The organism is uncultured Ralstonia sp. (assembly GCA_913056305.1).
In the GTDB taxonomy this organism is placed as follows: Bacteria; Pseudomonadota; Gammaproteobacteria; order Burkholderiales; family Burkholderiaceae; genus Ralstonia.
The window spans coordinates 16287-32745 of sequence record CAJXMR010000002.1; the positions used below are offsets into that span (position 1 = coordinate 16287).

Annotated in this window: 17 protein-coding genes; 3 read left to right on the forward strand and 14 right to left on the reverse strand. The window is 65.4% G+C overall.

From position 1 onward, the window contains the following. Nucleotides 1–33: 33 nt before the first annotated feature. From gtdA to QZ609_RS00725, 5 genes are read right to left on the reverse strand one after another with little or no spacing between them, the layout of a single operon-like run. On the reverse strand, nt 34–1080 hold the full coding sequence (gene gtdA, locus QZ609_RS00705) for a gentisate 1,2-dioxygenase (protein WP_295489671.1): 1047 nt from the start codon (nt 1078–1080) through the stop codon (nt 34–36). Nucleotides 1081–1089: 9 nt separating this feature from the next. Next, on the reverse strand, nt 1090–1401 hold the full coding sequence (locus tag QZ609_RS00710) for a non-heme iron oxygenase ferredoxin subunit (protein ID WP_295489673.1): 312 nt from the start codon (nt 1399–1401) through the stop codon (nt 1090–1092). Between the two features lie 8 nt (nt 1402–1409). Beyond that, on the reverse strand, nt 1410–1892 hold the full coding sequence (locus tag QZ609_RS00715; protein WP_295489674.1) for a nuclear transport factor 2 family protein: 483 nt from the start codon (nt 1890–1892) through the stop codon (nt 1410–1412). 1 nt (nt 1893) lies between these two features. Then, the gene (locus QZ609_RS00720; RefSeq protein WP_295489676.1) at nt 1894–3150 is read right to left on the reverse strand and encodes an aromatic ring-hydroxylating dioxygenase subunit alpha; all 1257 of its coding nucleotides are present in this window, start codon (nt 3148–3150) and stop codon (nt 1894–1896) included. Between the two features lie 27 nt (nt 3151–3177). Beyond that, on the reverse strand, nt 3178–4164 hold the full coding sequence (locus QZ609_RS00725) for a 2Fe-2S iron-sulfur cluster-binding protein (protein WP_295489678.1): 987 nt from the start codon (nt 4162–4164) through the stop codon (nt 3178–3180). Nucleotides 4165–4295: 131 nt separating this feature from the next. On the opposite strand from QZ609_RS00725, the gene QZ609_RS00730 reads away from it, so the two are divergent. Further along, nucleotides 4296–5198, forward strand: coding sequence for a LysR family transcriptional regulator (locus QZ609_RS00730; RefSeq protein WP_295489681.1), 903 nt, complete (start codon nt 4296–4298; stop codon nt 5196–5198). Nucleotides 5199–5286: 88 nt separating this feature from the next. Here QZ609_RS00730 and QZ609_RS00735 read toward each other — a convergent pair whose 3' ends face one another. From QZ609_RS00735 to QZ609_RS00770, 8 genes are all read right to left on the reverse strand, one after another. Beyond that, nucleotides 5287–6642 carry an MFS transporter gene (locus QZ609_RS00735; protein WP_295489684.1) on the reverse strand — a complete coding sequence of 452 codons (1356 nt, stop codon included), beginning with the start codon at nt 6640–6642 and terminating at the stop codon, nt 5287–5289. Nucleotides 6643–6786: 144 nt separating this feature from the next. Next, entirely contained in the window at nt 6787–7137 is a 351-nt protein-coding gene (locus QZ609_RS00740; protein WP_295489687.1) for a cytochrome C oxidase subunit IV family protein, read from the reverse strand. Between the two features lie 8 nt (nt 7138–7145). Further along, nucleotides 7146–7850 carry a heme-copper oxidase subunit III family protein gene (locus tag QZ609_RS00745; RefSeq protein ID WP_295489690.1) on the reverse strand — a complete coding sequence of 235 codons (705 nt, stop codon included), beginning with the start codon at nt 7848–7850 and terminating at the stop codon, nt 7146–7148. Then, a complete protein-coding gene (locus tag QZ609_RS00750) occupies nt 7847–8458 on the reverse strand; it encodes a cytochrome c oxidase subunit 3 (RefSeq protein ID WP_295489693.1) in 612 nt (203 codons plus the stop codon). Before QZ609_RS00750 ends, QZ609_RS00745 begins: the two co-directional genes overlap by 4 nt. Beyond that, nucleotides 8455–10215 (reverse strand): cytochrome c oxidase subunit I, encoded by a 1761-nt coding sequence (gene ctaD / locus QZ609_RS00755; RefSeq protein WP_295489696.1) that lies wholly within the window; start codon nt 10213–10215, stop codon nt 8455–8457. Before ctaD ends, QZ609_RS00750 begins: the two co-directional genes overlap by 4 nt. 12 nt (nt 10216–10227) lie before the next feature. Further along, entirely contained in the window at nt 10228–11376 is a 1149-nt protein-coding gene (locus tag QZ609_RS00760) for a c-type cytochrome (RefSeq protein WP_295489698.1), read from the reverse strand. A 238-nt stretch (nt 11377–11614) separates the two neighbouring features. Continuing rightward, on the reverse strand, nt 11615–12127 hold the full coding sequence (locus tag QZ609_RS00765; RefSeq protein ID WP_295489701.1) for a hypothetical protein: 513 nt from the start codon (nt 12125–12127) through the stop codon (nt 11615–11617). A gap of 100 nt (nt 12128–12227) precedes the next feature. Continuing rightward, nucleotides 12228–12683: a DUF3293 domain-containing protein gene (locus QZ609_RS00770; RefSeq protein WP_295489704.1), complete on the reverse strand. Its 456-nt coding sequence runs from the start codon at nt 12681–12683 to the stop codon at nt 12228–12230. A gap of 134 nt (nt 12684–12817) precedes the next feature. Between QZ609_RS00770 and QZ609_RS00775 the strand changes: the two genes are divergently transcribed. Both QZ609_RS00775 and QZ609_RS00780 read left to right on the forward strand, forming a co-directional pair. Beyond that, entirely contained in the window at nt 12818–13273 is a 456-nt protein-coding gene (locus tag QZ609_RS00775) for a universal stress protein (protein ID WP_295489707.1), read from the forward strand. Between the two features lie 189 nt (nt 13274–13462). Then, on the forward strand, nt 13463–14161 hold the full coding sequence (locus QZ609_RS00780) for a YceH family protein (RefSeq protein WP_295489709.1): 699 nt from the start codon (nt 13463–13465) through the stop codon (nt 14159–14161). Nucleotides 14162–14285: 124 nt separating this feature from the next. Here the strand turns inward: QZ609_RS00780 and edd are convergent, their stop codons facing one another. Next, entirely contained in the window at nt 14286–16136 is a 1851-nt protein-coding gene (gene edd / locus QZ609_RS00785) for a phosphogluconate dehydratase (RefSeq protein ID WP_295489712.1), read from the reverse strand. Nucleotides 16137–16459 lie beyond the last annotated feature (323 nt).

Sequence of the window (16459 nt, forward strand, 5' to 3'; positions counted from 1 at the left end):
CGCGCGCCGCAGCGGCATTTGGGGTCGGTCGAATCAGGTGCGCGCTTCGCGCAGCAGGTTGAGTGCGGCCAGCACGGGCCGGTCGGAGTAGCTGAACAGCACGGCGTTCTCCTGCGCGCTGAGCTGCACCGGCGCCCACGACGGGGCGACGAATACATCGCGCGGCTCAAACGCGAACTGCGCCTCGCCGATACGTACCGTGCCTCGGCCTTCCACCACGCTGTACACGGTGGCATCGGTGCCGCGGTAGGTCTTGCCCGCGAAGCCCTTCGGCAGAAACTGCATGAACGTGGCGATGGTCGGCATCGGCCAGCCGCCGGTGGCAGGGTTGACGTAGCGCAGCTTGACGCCGTCCCATGGGTCCAGCTCGCCATGGCGGTGGAGCGTGTCCAGCGCCTCGCGCGAGCGCTCGTAGGGGTAGCTGAAGATCGGTGAGGTCGGGTCGCTCACCTTGTGGCGCACCGGCACCATGTTGTGGCCGAAGCGAGCGAAGCTGTCGCCCTCCGGCCGCATCACAGGCTGCTGCGCTTCCGGGTAGTTCTCCGCAAAGCCGGCGTCGAACTGCTGCACGAGCGGAATATCGAGGCCATCCAGCCACACCACCGGCTCGCCGCCTTCGTCCACGCGCGGGCAACCGTGGTCATGCCAGGTCCACGAGGGCGTGATGATGAAATCGCCGGGATGCATCGTCGTGCGCTCGCCGTTCACCGCCGTCCATGCGCCCCGGCCTTCGACGATGAAGCGCAGCGCCGATTGCGTGTGCCGATGGCTCGGTGCAATCTCGCCCGGCAGGATCAGCTGCAGGCCGGCATACAGCGTGGAGGTGATGCTGGCCTTGCCCGGCAGCCCCGGGTTCTCCAGGATCAGCACGCGGCGTACGGCTTCCTCCGCGCTGATGACGGCGCCGGCCTGCATCACCAGCGGGCGGATCGCGTCGTACTTCCAGAGGGCAGGCACGATGCGCGGGCGCGGCTCGCGCGGCACCAGCGCGTGGAGCGATTCCAACAGCGGCGCCAGGCCCTTCCCGTCGAGTTGCGCATAGTAGGCGTCGCGGCTCGCTTGCAGCGTTGGCGAAGTCATGGCGGCTCCTTACAGCGCGACGAAGACGTGACCGTCCTCGATCTTGATCGGGAAGGTCTGCACGTCGCTGGCCAGCGGCTCACACAGCGCCTTGCCCGAGCGCACGTCGAACTTACCCTGGTGCAACGGGCATTCGATTTCGTAGCCGTCCAGGAAGCCGTCGCACAGCCGCGCGTGGCCGTGCGTGCAGACGTTGTCGGTGGCGAACACCTCGCCCGCGACGTGGTACACCGCGATCTCCGCATCGCCTGCGTTGACGGCAATCACATCGTCGTCGGGCAGGTCGGAAACGCTCAGAATCTTCAGCCAGGTCTTGGTCATGGCACACCTCAAATCGGATAGATGATCGAGTTGGGGATCATTTCGCTGTCGAACACGCAGGTGCGCGACTTCAGCTTCAACCCGGCCTCGGTGCGGACGATGGAGTCGATGTAGCGCCCGACGTTGAACACCGTGGACAGCTCGTCGGGCTTGGTACGGAACACGGCGTAGTTGGCCTGGGCGTCGATGCGGTCTGCGTCGACGTGCAGCACCTGCGGCAGGCCGACCACGTGGCGCTGGTAGTAAGGGTCGTGGAAGATGGTTTCCGTGATGCCGTAGATGCGGTCGCGGAGCATGCCCTTGCTTTCGAACGAGAGCGTGGCGAGCGGAAAGCCGCGGTCGTGGTTCTCGCGCGGCTGCACCTTGTAGGTGCAGTCGTCGACGAAGAGGTCGGTCCACTGGTCCCAGTCTGCGTTGTCCACGGCTGCGGCATAGCGGGTGTAGAGATCCAGCAGCTGCTGGTAGGTCGAAAAATCGAGCGTATCGGGCATGTCAGACCTCCATCACCTTGCGCCAGTATTCGTACATGCCACGGATCAGCGTTTCCGTGACCATGTGGTCGGTATCGCCCACCTCGCGGCCGCCGAGTTCGACCACAGTCCGGTGACTGGGCTTCTGTTCGAAGCCTTCCTGCGAAAACTCGATGACCTCGCCATCGTCCGCCGAGACGAAGCCGGCGGGCCCGAACAGGTTGGCCTGGCGCAGCCGGCGCTGCGTCATCTCCTCGGTATCGTCTTCAAAGCCGAAATGCGTCCAGACGAAGTCGAACGAGCCGTGGCCGTTCGGTTGGATGTGCCGCGTCGAGACGGAGTTGACCTGCTGCTGGAGGATCACGCTCGGGAAGACCGTCATCATCACGGCCGTCGGTGTGCCCCACCAGGGTTCATGCACGACGTCGAGGAAGCGGTCGTCATGCAGCGTCATCTTTTCCTTGAAGCTCGACACGCCGGAGGTCACCGCGCCCTTGCCGCCGGTGCCGCGCGTGGAGATCATCGCGGCGTGACGATGCAGCGCGTCCATCTTCAGCTCCGATTTGTTGTCGGCCCGCCAGAGCCCGAACGTGACGAACCAGGTGTGCAGCAGGCCCGGGTGGTAGGGGTCCTTGATGTTCTCCTGCATCAGCTTCCAGTTGCCCGGGATGCGCTGGCGGTTGTAGCCGAGGATCTTCAGCTTGCGCCCATCGAACACGCGGTCGAAATAGCCCAGGATGGTCGGGCCGAGAAACGCCTCCAGCGACGGTAGCGCATGATCGAACGACGCAAAGATGACGCCGTTGCGCACCGCCACGTTCAGCTGCGTCAGGCCATGTTCCTTGGGGTCGAAGTCGGCCGGCATGCCGCCCTGCACCTTGCCGTCGGCTTTGACACCACGCCGGAACGGCACGCCAATCAGGTTGCCCTTCAGGTCGTAGTTCCACTGGTGGTAGGGACAGGTGAATTCCTTGCGGTTGCCGGACTTTTCGCGGCAGAAGCGCACGCCCCGGTGCGCGCAGACGTTCTCCACCACGGCAATGGCGTTGTCAGGTGTGCGCGTGACGATGACCGAGCGTTCGCCGATCACCGTGCGCTTGAAATCGCCCACGTTGGGAATCTCCGCTTCCAGGCCGACGTAGCACCAGTGGCTGTTGTAGAACAGTCGCTCCAGCTCGCGCTGGTAGATCTCGTCTTCGGTATAGGCGCGGAACGGAATCCGGCTTGAGCCGTCGTCCTTCCAGAGTGGCCTCGAGAAGGTGAGGGTCGACTCCTGCATGGTGTGTCTCCGAGTTTTGTATTGAAGTCAGACGCCCACGGCGTAGAACGCGTCTGCGTAGATGTGTTCGGCCAGCACGCCGCGCTGGCGCAGCAGGAGGCTTGCGGCGTCCACCATGACCGGCGCGCCGGCCAGGTAGGCGCGCCAGCCTGCGAGGCTTGGCCAGTCGCTCGCGACGGCTTCGGTGACGACGCCCGAGCGGTATCGCGCATCCACATTGGAGGCGGCCACCACCACGTGCGTGTGCAGATTCGGCAGGCGCTCGCGCAGCGCATCGAGCCAATGCGTGCCATAGACATCGATGGGTGCGCGCACACCAAAGTAGACGTGGACGGGATTGGTCATGCCCGCATCGGCCATGCCCCGCAGGATGGAGAGGATGGGCGCCAGCCCGGTCCCGCCCGCAACGCAGAGGATCGGGGCCGCATGCCTGCGGCGCAGGTAGGCCGTGCCCAGCGGGCCGCTGACGCGCACCTCGTCTCCGACCTTGAGCTCGCTGGCGATATAGGACGTCACGCGCCCGTCCGGGACCACGCGGACATGGAACTCCAGCGCATGCCCCGCGTTGGCAACCGCCATCGAATACGGCCGGGCATGCTTCGGGGTGAACTGCAGCGTCGCGTACTGGCCCGGCGAGTAATCAAGCGGCTTTGCCAGGTCCAGGCGGATGCGCTTGATGTCGTGGGTCATGTCTTCGATGGCGGCGACCTTCGACTTGATGATCTTCGCCGGGTGCACGACCACCTCATCGACCTCGGGCAATTCGATCGCACAGTCCTCGACCAGCGTCGTCTGGCAGGCCAGCACGATCTGGCCCGAGGCGGAGGGCCCGTTCATGTCGGTGCCGCCGGTGACGGCCACGTTGCCGGAGAGGACCCGGCAGCGGCACGTGCCGCAGCGGCCGGCCATGCAACTGTACGAGATGGGCACCTGATTCGTGCGCAGCACTTCGAGCAGGTTATCGCCCGAGCACGCGCTGACGATGCGCTGCAGTGGGGTGACGGTGACGTCCATGTGCCAGTGTCTCCGGGCCGGTCGTTATGGGTGTGGACGCATGATGACGACCTTGACGTCATACATAAATAGAAGCACCCTGATGTGTCATATCACCCGCAGTGATAATGCAAAACGACAGGGGACACGCTGTGGAACTCCAAGATATCGACCTCAACCTGCTGGTCGTCTTCAATGAACTGCTCCGGCAACGTCGCGTCTCGGCCGTGGCGGAAACGCTGGGCATCTCGCAGCCGGCGATCAGCAATGCGCTGAACCGGCTGCGCAAGCTCATGGGGGACGAGCTCTTCATCCGCACGTCCAAAGGCATGGTGCCCACGCCGTTCTCGGAAACGCTCGCCGAGCCGATCGCCTACGCGCTCGGGGCGATCTACAACTCCCTGAACACCACCGCGAAGTTCGATCCGCAGACCAGCACGCGCGCCTTCACCCTCGCGATGACGGACATCGGTGAGATCTACTTCCTGCCGACCTTGATGCGCAGGCTCGCGAAGGACGCGCCGGGCGTCACGATCAGCACGGTGCGCAACCATACCGATACGCTGCGCGAAGAGATGGAGGCGGGCCGCGTCGATCTCGCCATCGGCTTCCTGCCGGATCTGAAGGCGGGCTTCTTCCAGCGCAGGTTGTTTCGGCAGCGCTACGTGTGCCTGTTCCGCAAGGGCCATCCACTCGCCAAGAGCGGCATGACCATGAAGGGGTTTCTGGAGGCGGAACATGTGTCGATCGTCGCCGAGGGGACCGGGCACGGCATGGTCGACGCGACCATCCTGCGGGCAGGCTTGTCCCGGCGCGTCAGCCTGCGGGTGCCGCACTTCATTGCGCTGGGGCACATCCTGCAATCGACGGACATGATCGCGGTGGTGCCCGAGGCCTATGCGACGCGTACGCTCAAGCCGTTCGATCTCGATACGGCAGCTTGTCCGGTCAAGATTCCGGACATCACCATCAACGTCCTGTGGCACGCGCGCAATCATCGCGAGCCGGCCAATCAATGGCTGCGGCAGCTGCTGTTCGAGATGTTCGCGATCTAGGCAGACAGGCGGGGCAGTGCGTCCGTGGTGTGCAAAAAATGGCACGCCATGCGGCGTGCCGCGGTTCTTCTTGTTGTGGTGACAGCGATTACGTCCCCTCGGAGGCAACCGGCAGCGTGTTGCCGGCCTCGGCGGGTCTGGCCTGCGCGCCGCACAGGAAGATGGCGAACGATGCGATAGCCGCCGGCACGGCGACGATGAGCAACAGCAGCTGGAAGCCGATGTTGGCGGTCAGCAGCACGCCGTCCACCAGCGCGCCGCACACCGAGCCGAGGCGGCCCACGCCCAGTGCCCAGCTGATGCCGGTCACGCGGCTGGCGGTCGGGTAGAACTGGGCCGCGAAAGCATTCGCGCCGATCTGCGAACCGCTGATGCAGAAACCGACGCCCGTGACGGCGAAGGCGAGCATCGCACCGTGCGCGACGCCGGTCAGTGCGAGGAAGACCGCACCGAGGCCGTAGGTGCAGCACAGCACCACCGGCGCAGGATACTTGTCCATCAGGCGTCCGATGATCAGGGCGCCGATCGTTCCGCCCACCTGGTACATCACCGCAATGCGCGACGCCAACGCCAGGGAGACGCCGCCCGCGTGGATCAGCGTGGGCAGCCAGTTTGTCAGAAGATAGACGATCAGCAGGCTCATGAAGAACACTGCCCACAGCAACAGGGTTCCCGTGCGGAAAGCAGGGAGGAAGAGTTGCCTGACGGGCGAGCCCTGCGCCTGCGTCTCGTGCAATACGAAGCGGGTGTCCGGCGTGACCACCAGTGGCGCAATCCGGTTGAGCAGCTTGCCGACTGCTGCGGTTTCACCCCCCTTGGATGCCAGATACCGCACCGACTCCGGCAGCGCGAAGGCCATCACCGGAACGAGCACGAGCGGGACCAGCCCCCCGAACAGCAGGACGCTGCGCCAGCCGTAGTCCGGCACCAGCTGTGCGGCGACGATGCCGCCGAAGCCCGAGCCGAGCGTGAAGCCGCAGAACATCACCGTGGTGAGGAACGACCGTCGGCGCTCGGGGCAGTACTCGGAGGTCAGCGCGATGGCGTTGGGCATGGCGCCGCCAAGGCCAAGCCCCGTCAGGAAACGCAGCACGACGAGTGCGCCCACGCTTGGCGCGAACGCCGCCGCCACGCTGGCAATACCGAAGGCGGCGACCGTGATCAACAGGGTGCGCTTGCGCCCGATGCGATCGGCCAGCGGTCCGAAGGCCAGCGCCCCGACCATGAGCCCGGCGAGCCCGGCGCTGAAGACGGTGCCCAGCACGGTCGGGCTCACGTGCCAGTCTTGCACCAGGGCGGGCGCAATGAAGCCGACGCAGGCCGTGTCGAATCCGTCAATGGCGACGATGAAGAAGCACAACAGGACCACGCGCCATTGGAAGGCGGAGAAGGGTTGCCTGTCGAGCCACGCGCGCAGGTCAATCGAAGAAGGGTGGGGCAGCATGATGTCTCCTCAGTCTTTGTTATGCGCGCCAAGGTAGCGGGCGCTGAGGAGACGCGTCCAGTCGAACGGTGAATGCGCGTCATTCACCAGATTGATACTGGGGGAGGCGTGGTGAGATCCGGGCGGAGCTTGCCCGGTCAAGGGTCAGCGGAAGAACAGCTCCCGCATGCCGAAGGTGTGATGCGCCTCGGCCGCCATCAGCAGCATCAGCACCAGCAGGCACAGAGGTGGGATCAGGATGGCGTACACCAGTGCCAGCCGCTCCCACATCATGTGCATGAACACGGACACGATCAGCCCTGCCTTGGCGATCATGAGCACGATGATCAGTGTCCAGCGCATCAGGCCCTGCACCCGGAAGTAATCCACCAGGTACGACAAGGTGCTCAGCACGAACAGCAGGCCCCAGATCTTCAGGTAGATGCCGATGGGGTGCTGCTGGCCATGGGCGCCGGCTGGTGTGCCGGATGCGTGGGACGGGTCGGTGTGGTCCATGGTCTGTCTCACCACAAATAGAACAGCGCAAAGATGAACACCCAGACGAGATCGACGAAGTGCCAGTACAGGCCCGCGATCTCGACGATCTGGAAGTTGCCGTGCTCGGCGAAGCCCGGCTGCAGGATCTTGCGCGCGATCAGCAGCAGGTAGATCACGCCGCAGGTCACGTGAAAGCCGTGGAAGCCCGTGATCATGAAAAAGCACGCGCCAAACTGCGCCGCGCCCAGCGGGTTGCCCCACGGGCGGATGCCCTCGTGCACGATCAGTTTGGTCCATTCGAAGGCCTGCATCGACACGAAGGTCGCGCCCAGCAGCGCGGTCGCCAGCATCAGGGCGGCGGCGCGGCGGGCATTGCGCCGGTAGCCGAAGTTGACCGCCATCGCCATGGTGCCGCTGCTGCTGATCAGCACGAAGGTCATGATGGCGATCAGCAGCAAGGGCACCTCGACGCCACCCACCGACAAGCCGAACACCTTGGACGGGTCGGGCCACGGTGCCGTGGTCGACATGCGCACCGTCATGTAGCCGATCAGGAAGCTGCTGAAGATGAAGGTGTCCGACAGCAGGAAGATCCACATCATGGCCTTGCCCCACGGCACCTTGAAGGCTTCGCGGTCGGCCGACCAGTCGTTGACGATGCCGTGCCAGCCTTGGGGTAGCGCGTCCGGCAGGGCTTCGGTGGAATCGGTCGGGAGCGTGGGCGTGCTCATGGCGCGGCTCCGTACAAGGGCCCGCAGATGGCGGTGACGAAGGCGGGCGTGACCCACCACATCACCGCCAGCAGCACGAGCCACACGGCCAGCAGGAAGTGCCAGTAGGTGGCGCACAGGGCGACGGCGCGGCGGGTGCGCTCCAGGTCCCCACTGTGCAGGCGTGCAACCGTGGCGCCCCAGGCGATCAGGCCACCGATCACGTGGGCGGCGTGCAGGCCGGTGAAGACATAGAGGAAGCTGTTGGATGGGTTGACCGTCACGCCTTGTCCGGCAGCCGACAGTTGCTGCCACGCCGTCCATTGGCCGAGCACGAACAGGGCCGCCAGTGCGCCGCCTGCCAGCAGCCAGGCTGTGCGTCGCAGGTTCGCCTGCCGCGCCATCTGCATCGCCATGCTGGCCAGCACCAGCACGCCGGTGTTCCACCACAGCAGCGTTGGATGCGGAACCGGCATCCAGTCCGGTTCGCGCATGCGCATCGCATAGGCGAGGATCAGCAGCGAGAACAGTGTCGTGACGACGCCCATGAAGACGCGCAGCCCAATGCGGCCTGCGCTGGGCAGCACGGGCGGTGTGTCGGGCGCGAAATGGCGGGGCAGGGTGGTCATGCGCGAGCCTCACCGGTGTGGAGGGGCACCGTGCTCGGCGTAGCCTCCGGAGAGGGCGGCTCGTTCTGCGGCACGAAGTCTTCCGTGCGGTCGGGCGGGCTGTACTCATACGCCCAGCGATAGACCACCGGCGGCGTCGGCCCCCAGTTGCCGTGCACGGGTGGCGTTTGCGGGGTCTGCCATTCGAGCGTGGTGGCGCGCCAGGGGTTGCCATCGGCGCGCTTGCCGCGCACCAGGCTCCACGCCAGGTTGAAGAGGAACAGCAGTTGCGCCGCCCCCACCACCAGCGCGATCACGGTGATGAACGTATTCAGCGTCTGCGCCGAGGCCGGGATGAAGCTGTAGCCCTCATACGCGTAGTACCGGCGCGGCATGCCCAACACGCCCAAGTAGTGCATCGGGAAGTAGATCAGGTACGTGCCGATGAAGGTGATCCAGAAATGCGCGCGGCCCAGCGTGTCGTTGAGCATGCGGCCCGTCACCTTCGGATACCAGTGGTAGATGCCGCCGAACACCACCAGGATCGGCGACACGCCCATCACCATGTGGAAGTGCGCCACCACGAAGTACGTGTTCGATAGCGGAATGTCCACGCTCACGTTGCCGAGGAACAGGCCCGTCAGCCCGCCGATCACGAAGGTGCTGATGAAGCCGATGGCGAACAGCATCGGCACGGTCAGGTGGATGTCGCCGCGCCACAGTGTGAGCACCCAGTTGTAGACCTTGAGCGCCGTCGGGATGGCGATGATGAGCGTGGTGGTGGCAAAGAAGAAGCCGAAATACGGGTTCATGCCCGCCACGAACATGTGGTGCGCCCACACCACGAACGACAGCACCCCGATGATGATGATGGCCCACACCATCATCTTGTAGCCGAAGATGTTCTTGCGCGCGTGCGTGCTGATGAGGTCCGACACGATGCCGAACGCGGGCAGTGCGACGATGTACACCTCCGGATGCCCGAAGAACCAGAACAGGTGCTGGAACAGCAGCGGGCTGCCGCCAGCATGGTTCAGATGCTGCCCCATCGACACCACCGCCGGCACGAAGAAACTGGTGCCCAGCGTCTTGTCGAGCAGCATCATGATGGCCGACACGAACAGCGCCGGAAACGCCAGCAGCGCCAGGATGGTCGCCATGAGGATGCCCCACACGGAGAGCGGCATGCGCAGCAGCGTCATGCCGCGCGTGCGCGCCTGCAGCGTGGTGGTCACGTAGTTGAGCCCGCCCATCGTCGCCGCCACGATGAAGATCGCCAGCGACACCAGCATCAGCACGATGCCCAAGTCCGTGCCCGGCGTGCCAGGCAGGATGGCCTGCGGCGGATACAGCGTCCAGCCCGCGCCGGTGGGCCCGCCCGGCACAAAGAAGCTCGCCACCAGCACCAGCACGGCCACCAGGTAGACCCAGTAGCTGAGCATGTTCAGGAACGGGAACACCATGTCGCGCGCGCCCAGCATCAGCGGGATCAGGTAGTTGCCGAAGCCGCCCAGGAACAGCGCCGTGAGCAGGTAGATCACCATGATCATCCCGTGCATGGTGACGAACTGGTAGTAGTGGTTGGCGTCGATGAAGGCGAACTTGCCCGGAAAGCCCAGCTGCAGCCGCATCAGGTTCGACAGCACGAGCCCCACCAGCCCGATGGCGATGGCCGTGAGCGAATACTGCACCGCGATGACCTTGTGGTCCTGGCTCCAGACGTAGCGCGTCCAGAAGCTCTGCGGGCCGTGGTCGAGATCGGTGTGCGCGTAGGGCATTGTTCCTCCTCGCTACGGTTTGGCCGCGTTGGTGGGTGGCGGTCCACCTTGCGTCTTGATGTACGCCACCAGCGCAGACAGCTCCTGATCGGTCAGATCGAAGTTCGGCATGATCGGGGCGAAGCCTTTCACCACGCGCGCCTTCGGGTCGCGGATGAAGGTGCGCAGGTAAGCCTCGTCGACATGCGCGGTGCTGCCGTCGGCCATGGTTTCGGTCTTGCCGTAGAGACCCTTCCACGTGGGGCCGACGCTGGGGCTGCCGTCCACGCTGTGGCAGGCGACGCAGCCCTTGGCCTGCGCAAGCGTCTTCCCTTGGTCGGCCAATGCCTGCGCACTGCCGCCAGCCGCGGCCGGTGCAGCCTGCACCTTGGCACGCTGGCTCTGCTCGAAGGTGGTCTGCTGCTGCAGCCAGCGCGTGAACGACGCCTCGTCTTCCACCACCACCACGCCGCGCATGTTGGAGTGGCCGATGCCGCAGAGCTGCGCGCACAGGATGTCGTAGCGGCCCACCTTGGTGGGCGTGAACCAGAAGCTGGTGATCATGCCCGGCACCATGTTCATGCGCGCGCGGAACGGCGGCACGTAGAAGTCGTGCAGCACGTCGCGCGAGCGTGCCAGCACCTGGATCGGCCGGTTGAGCGGCAGGTGCAGCTCGGGCACTTCAATCAGGTAGTTGTCGCGCCCGTTCGGATCGGCCGGGTTCATGCCGAACGGGTTGTCGTTGGTCATGTAGCGCACGTCGGTCGTGCCGAGCTTGCCGCCGGGCCCGGCAAAGCGGAAGCGCCATTGCCACTGCTGGCCGAGCACTTCCAGCTGCAGCACGTTGGGCGGTGGCCGCACGTATTCCGCATAGACGAAGAGCCCTGGCGCCAGCAGCGCCGCCACCCCCACCGCCGTCACGCCGATGAGCCACCACTCCAGCCGCTTGTTGTGCGGCTCGTAGGTGGCGCGATGGCCCTCGCGATGCCGGTAGCGCAGCAGCGCCACCACCATGAACAGGTTGATTGCAATGAAGAGCGCGCCGGTGATGACGATGGTGATCGTCAGCGTGTCGTCCATGCGGACCCAGTTGGAGGCGATCGGGGTGATCCACCACGGGCTGGCAAAGTGAAACCCCACCGCCAGGACGACGATCAGGACCAACGCAATCGCAAGCGCCATGAGCCACCCCGCTATGCGCCACACGCTACCCAAAGGCTAGTCCTCTGATGTGCATCGTGCAAGGCAGCGGAAAGAGGAAGTACGCCCCGCGTGCGTCTTGTGGGAACGGACGGCGCGAACGGGCGGGCGGCGTGTTGCGGCGCAATGCAAAACGGCCGCCGCCGGCATCGGTTGCCGGTGGCGGCCGTCTCCCGAGCGCGCCGCTTGGTATGCGGCGCCGCAGGATGTCAGCGCCGCGTCACTGTGTCGGTGCCTGCATACGTCGTTCCAGCATGCCGTACGTGATGGCCGCCACCACGCCAAACAGCAGGTTTGCCAGCAGCGGTCCGGAGCCCCGCTCCGAGGCAAACCACGGGAACACCACCGTCATGACATAGAAGTTCCAGACATACGCCACGATCCCAAACGCCACGCCGACGGCGGCTTCCATGCCGACGCTCGAGTCAAAGTGGAAGGGCGCGATGACGGCGCCAAGGATCATCCCCATGATGGCGCCGAGCACGAAGTGCAGCACCAGCGCTGTCGCCACGATGCCAAAGCTGAACAGCGACATCTGCTCCAGCGCGCTCGGGCCCATGACCATGGCCGCGATCTTGTGCGTCGGGCGCCACGGGCTTTCATTGAGCACCATGGTCGACCAGAAGAACTCCAGCACGATCACCAGTGCGCCACCCACGACGCCGGCCACCGCGGCCGCGAGCCAGTCGGGCATGCGGCGCTCCCAATGGTGCGATTGCATGTGCAGTTCCATAGAACCTCCTTGCTGATGTATTCACGTCAGCACTTAAGAATCGGAAGCGCCACTCGCCCTGCTCCAGAGCGCCACTCGCATAAGTGCTTCTTTGCGTAGTTCAGTCTGGCAGATACGGGTGCCAACGCAAGGTGCAAAAACCCGCCGCGTCGCAGAGGACAACTGCGTTTTGTTCGAAGTGGAGCATCAGCGTGTCTGCGGTGGTCACATCGTCGATGAACAACAGCAGGCTGGGTTCGGGCGTCCATGTTGAGGCTGCGTCATCGGGCGGGCCGCCAACGCCCGCGAGCCACGATAGGCCGCGTGCGATGGCCCAGGCAAGCAGCTCGGTCTGGCGCGCGGCGTTCTCGTGCGCGCTGACCGCATGCGAGAACGGCTGGTGCGCCGTCACGAACACTGCCCACGGCGTACCGGCCTGCGCGAGCAGTGCCGCCACGCTCGGGCTGGCGGCGTCGATGGGCAGCAGCACGTCACCCTGCGGCGTGTCGACGCAATAACGCGCGACGCGGTAGGCGGCGATCAACTCGGGCGAGAGAGCAGGCGGATGGCGGTGCATTGTTGCGTCGCATGGTCGCGGCCATCTGATTTGGCGCAACGCAAAAGGGCCGTGGATGTCACAGAATAGCGTCTGGCCGGCCCAACCGTGCCATAGCAAGATTCCGACAACGACTCTCCTGTGAGGCTTGAACCATGTACAACAAGATCCTGGTCGCCGTAGACGGCAGCGAAACCAGCAAACTGGCCCTGGCCGAAGCCGTGCGCCTGGCCAAGGCATTCCACGGCACCGTGCGCGCCGTGTACATCGTCGACAGCCCGGCCATGCTGTTCGATGTCGGTTATTACGATCCGAGCGAACTGCGCAAGTCGTTCATCCAGGCCGGCACGACATTGCTGGAAGAAACCGCTGCCGCACTCACCAAGGAAGGCGTGACGCAGGAAACCGCCCTGGTGGAAACCGAGGGCGTGGGTGAAGACGTGGCCGCAGCCCTGCAGCGCGACGCCGCCAAGTGGGGCGCCGAAGTGGTGGTGGTTGGCACGCATGGCCGCCGCGGCCTGGCCCATGCCATGCTGGGCAGCGTGGCGGAGAAGTTCATCCGTGTGGCCACCACGCCAGTGCTGCTGGTGCGCGGGTCCGCCAAGGGCTGAGGCCTCGGTCGCCGCGCGGGCGGGGGCTCGGTGTCGTTCGTTGACCCATCGCGGTCACTGGACTTCCGCCAGCGCGGACGCGTGCCAACTGCCGCATCCGTCCGAGCCGGATATCCTATCGGGATGACAGCCCGCTGCCTGACCGGCTCCGGTCAGGTTCGCCCCCAACGTATCCATCGCCATACCACTATGAACGTCAATCCGGACGCCCCTGCGCGCCGCGCCATCCGCACCCTGACCGCTCTTGAAGGGCGCGTGCTCGGCGTCCTGGTCGAGAAGCAACACACCGTGCCCGACACCTACCCGCTGACGCTCAACGCGCTGGCTGCCGGCTGCAATCAGAAAACCGCGCGCGCCCCGGTGATGACGGTCACCGAAGCCGAGATCCTCACGGCCATCGACGGACTGAAATCGCTGAGTCTGGTCATGGAAGGCAGCAGCAGTCGCGTGCCGCGCTTCGAGCACAACATCAATCGTGTGCTTGGCGTGCCCAGCCAATCCATCGCGTTGCTCACTGTGCTGCTCCTGCGCGGCCCGCAGACGGCGGCCGAGCTTCGACTGAACGCCGCGAGGCTGCATGCCTTTGCCGACATCTCGTCAGTCGAAGCGTTTCTGGAGGAGTTGGCCGCGAACGATCCACCCTACGTCGTGAAGTTGCCGCGAACGCCGGGGGAGCGTGAAAGTCGTTGGGCTCATTTGTTGTGCGGCGCAGTCACGCTAGCCGAAATGCGGCAGGGCGGCGCCGTCGACGAGACCATCGCGCCTTCCGAATTCGAAGCGCTGAAAGCCGAGCAGAAGCGATTGGCCGACAAGGTGGTCCGGCTTCAGGCGCTCGTCGAGCAGATGGCAGAGGAGCTGGGCATCGCGATTGACAAATCGGCGCTGTAACTGCATACCACTACGCGTTTCTTTGCCGGCAGGCGAAAGAAAGTGAATCGGCCCCGGCAGGGACGGCGCCGGTGTGAATCACCCAGCCCCGCCCCGGTAAAGGGCCGACACAGCAGCCGCTAACTCACGCGCCGGCCGACACGAACAGCGTGCAGGCGCCTTCCTCCGCCGCCGACACATTGCGGCGGAAGCCCGAGAACAGGTCCCGCCCAACACCCGCGTGATAGTGCGCCAGCTCCGGCGTGCTCACCTGGCGGGCATTCCATTCTGCTTCCGGCACCCGCACCGACAGCGTGCCGGCTTCCGCATCCAGCACCATGATGTCACCGTCGCGCACACGCGCCAGCGGCCCGCCATTGAGCGCCTCCGGCGTGACGTGGATCGCCGCCGGCACCTTGCCCGATGCGCCCGACATGCGGCCGTCCGTCACCAGCGCCACCTTGAAGCCGCGCTCCTGCAGTACCGACAGCGTGGGCGTGAGCTTGTGCAGCTCAGGCATGCCATTGGCTGCGGGGCCCTGATACGGCAGCACAGCGATGAAATCGCGCTCCAGCTCGCCGGCCTTGAAGGCGTGGATCAGATCATCCTGCGCATGGAAGACGCGCGCCGGGGCTTCCACGACACGGTGCTCCGGCTTGACCGCCGACACCTTGATGACCGAGCGCCCCAGGTTGCCGTCCAGGACCCGCAGGCCGCCGTCCGGCGAGAACGGCTCGGCCACGCCGCGCACGATGTTGGTATCGAGCGAAGCCGCTGCGCCGTCGCGCCACACCAGCCGCATTTTGCCGTCCATGTCTTGCAGGAAGGGCTCCTGCGCGTGGCGGCGCAAGCCCTTGCCCATCACGGTGGTCACGTCGTCGTGCAGCAGGCCCGCGTCGATCAGTTCGCGGATCACGATCGACAGGCCACCCGCCGCCTGGAACTCGTTCACGTCTGCCTTGCCGTTCGGGTACACGCGCGCCAGCAGTGGCACCACGGCGGACAGTTCATCAAAGTCATCCCACGTGAGCAGGATGCCCGCCGCACGCGCCATGGCGATCAGGTGCAGCGTGTGGTTGGTCGAGCCGCCCGTGGCCAGCAGGCCGACGATGCCGTTGACGAAGGCGCGCTCGTCCAGTACATCGGCGATGGGCGTGAACTGCTCGCCGCCATGGACGAGCTTGAGCACCTGGCGCGCAGACTCACGCGTGAGTGCCTCGCGCAGCGGCGTGTTCGGGTTGATGAAGGCGGTGCCCGGCAGGTGCAGGCCCATGATCTCCATCAGCATCTGGTTGGAGTTGGCCGTGCCATAGAACGTACAGGTGCCGGCGCCGTGGTACGACTTGGATTCGGCCTCCAGCAGGTCGGCGCGCGAGAGCTTGCCCTCGGCGTAGCGCTGGCGCGTCTGGGCCTTCTCGTCGTTGCTCATGCCGGTGGTCATGGGGCCGCCCGGCACGAACACGGCCGGCAGGTGGCCGAACGACAGCGCGCCGATCACGAGGCCGGGCACGATCTTGTCGCACACGCCCAGGTACAGCGCCGCGTCGAACATCTGATGCGACAGCGCGACGGCGGTCGACAACGCAATCGTGTCGCGCGAGAACAGCGACAGCTCCATGCCGTCCTGCCCCTGCGTCACGCCATCGCACATGGCCGGCACGCCGCCGGCAAACTGCGCGGTGCCGCCGGCTTCCAGCGCGGTCTCCTTGATCCACGCCGGATACACCTCCAGCGGCTGGTGTGCGGAGAGCATGTCGTTGTAGGCCGAGACGATGCCGATGTTCGGCCGCTCCAGCGCCTTCAGGCGGATCTTCGCCTCGCCCGGCATCGCCGCGAAGCCGTGGGCGAGGTTGGTGCACGAGAGCAGCGAGCGCTCGACCTTGCGGCCGGCGTTCTTGCGGGTGACGTCCAGATAGGCCTGACGGGGGCCGCGGCTGCGGTCGATGATGCGCTGGGTGACGTCGGCCACGACGTCGTGCAGGCGGTGCAGGGCCATGCGGGTTCTCCTGGTGGGGGTCCGGATCGGATCGGGACGGAATGCTGTAATTTTCCTACAAACTGGCCGGTCGTGGGGCAGGGTTTTCCACAGGTGCCCAGGTAGCCTCAACGGCCTAGCACGCGAATTGCGTGCCGCAAGGAGGCTGAAAAGGCTTGGGATCTCGTCAATTCTCAGGCGGAAAGCGATTGCTTGGGCAGTCGCATGAACGCCTTGCTCGTGATGTAGTAATACTACAAAATGGACGGGAAAAGCACGTTGTACTGCTAGCCGCCACAAATCGCGCTCACAATGAACCGACGCGTTCATGTGCGTTACCTAGG

Excerpts from the sequence above, each read along its gene's own strand:
- gtdA (WP_295489671.1), bottom strand. The coding sequence starts at position 1,080 with ATGACTTCGCCAACGCTGCAAGCGAGCCGCGACGCCTACTATGCGCAA.
- QZ609_RS00710 (WP_295489673.1), bottom strand. The coding sequence starts at position 1,401 with ATGACCAAGACCTGGCTGAAGATTCTGAGCGTTTCCGACCTGCCCGAC.
- QZ609_RS00715 (WP_295489674.1), bottom strand. The coding sequence starts at position 1,892 with ATGCCCGATACGCTCGATTTTTCGACCTACCAGCAGCTGCTGGATCTC.
- QZ609_RS00720 (WP_295489676.1), bottom strand. The coding sequence starts at position 3,150 with ATGCAGGAGTCGACCCTCACCTTCTCGAGGCCACTCTGGAAGGACGAC.
- QZ609_RS00725 (WP_295489678.1), bottom strand. The coding sequence starts at position 4,164 with ATGGACGTCACCGTCACCCCACTGCAGCGCATCGTCAGCGCGTGCTCG.
- QZ609_RS00735 (WP_295489684.1), bottom strand. The coding sequence starts at position 6,642 with ATGCTGCCCCACCCTTCTTCGATTGACCTGCGCGCGTGGCTCGACAGG.
- QZ609_RS00740 (WP_295489687.1), bottom strand. The coding sequence starts at position 7,137 with ATGGACCACACCGACCCGTCCCACGCATCCGGCACACCAGCCGGCGCC.
- QZ609_RS00745 (WP_295489690.1), bottom strand. The coding sequence starts at position 7,850 with ATGAGCACGCCCACGCTCCCGACCGATTCCACCGAAGCCCTGCCGGAC.
- QZ609_RS00750 (WP_295489693.1), bottom strand. The coding sequence starts at position 8,458 with ATGACCACCCTGCCCCGCCATTTCGCGCCCGACACACCGCCCGTGCTG.
- ctaD (WP_295489696.1), bottom strand. The coding sequence starts at position 10,215 with ATGCCCTACGCGCACACCGATCTCGACCACGGCCCGCAGAGCTTCTGG.
- QZ609_RS00760 (WP_295489698.1), bottom strand. The coding sequence starts at position 11,376 with ATGGCGCTTGCGATTGCGTTGGTCCTGATCGTCGTCCTGGCGGTGGGG.
- QZ609_RS00765 (WP_295489701.1), bottom strand. The coding sequence starts at position 12,127 with ATGGAACTGCACATGCAATCGCACCATTGGGAGCGCCGCATGCCCGAC.
- QZ609_RS00770 (WP_295489704.1), bottom strand. The coding sequence starts at position 12,683 with ATGCACCGCCATCCGCCTGCTCTCTCGCCCGAGTTGATCGCCGCCTAC.
- QZ609_RS00775 (WP_295489707.1), top strand. The coding sequence starts at position 12,818 with ATGTACAACAAGATCCTGGTCGCCGTAGACGGCAGCGAAACCAGCAAA.
- QZ609_RS00780 (WP_295489709.1), top strand. The coding sequence starts at position 13,463 with ATGAACGTCAATCCGGACGCCCCTGCGCGCCGCGCCATCCGCACCCTG.
- edd (WP_295489712.1), bottom strand. The coding sequence starts at position 16,136 with ATGGCCCTGCACCGCCTGCACGACGTCGTGGCCGACGTCACCCAGCGC.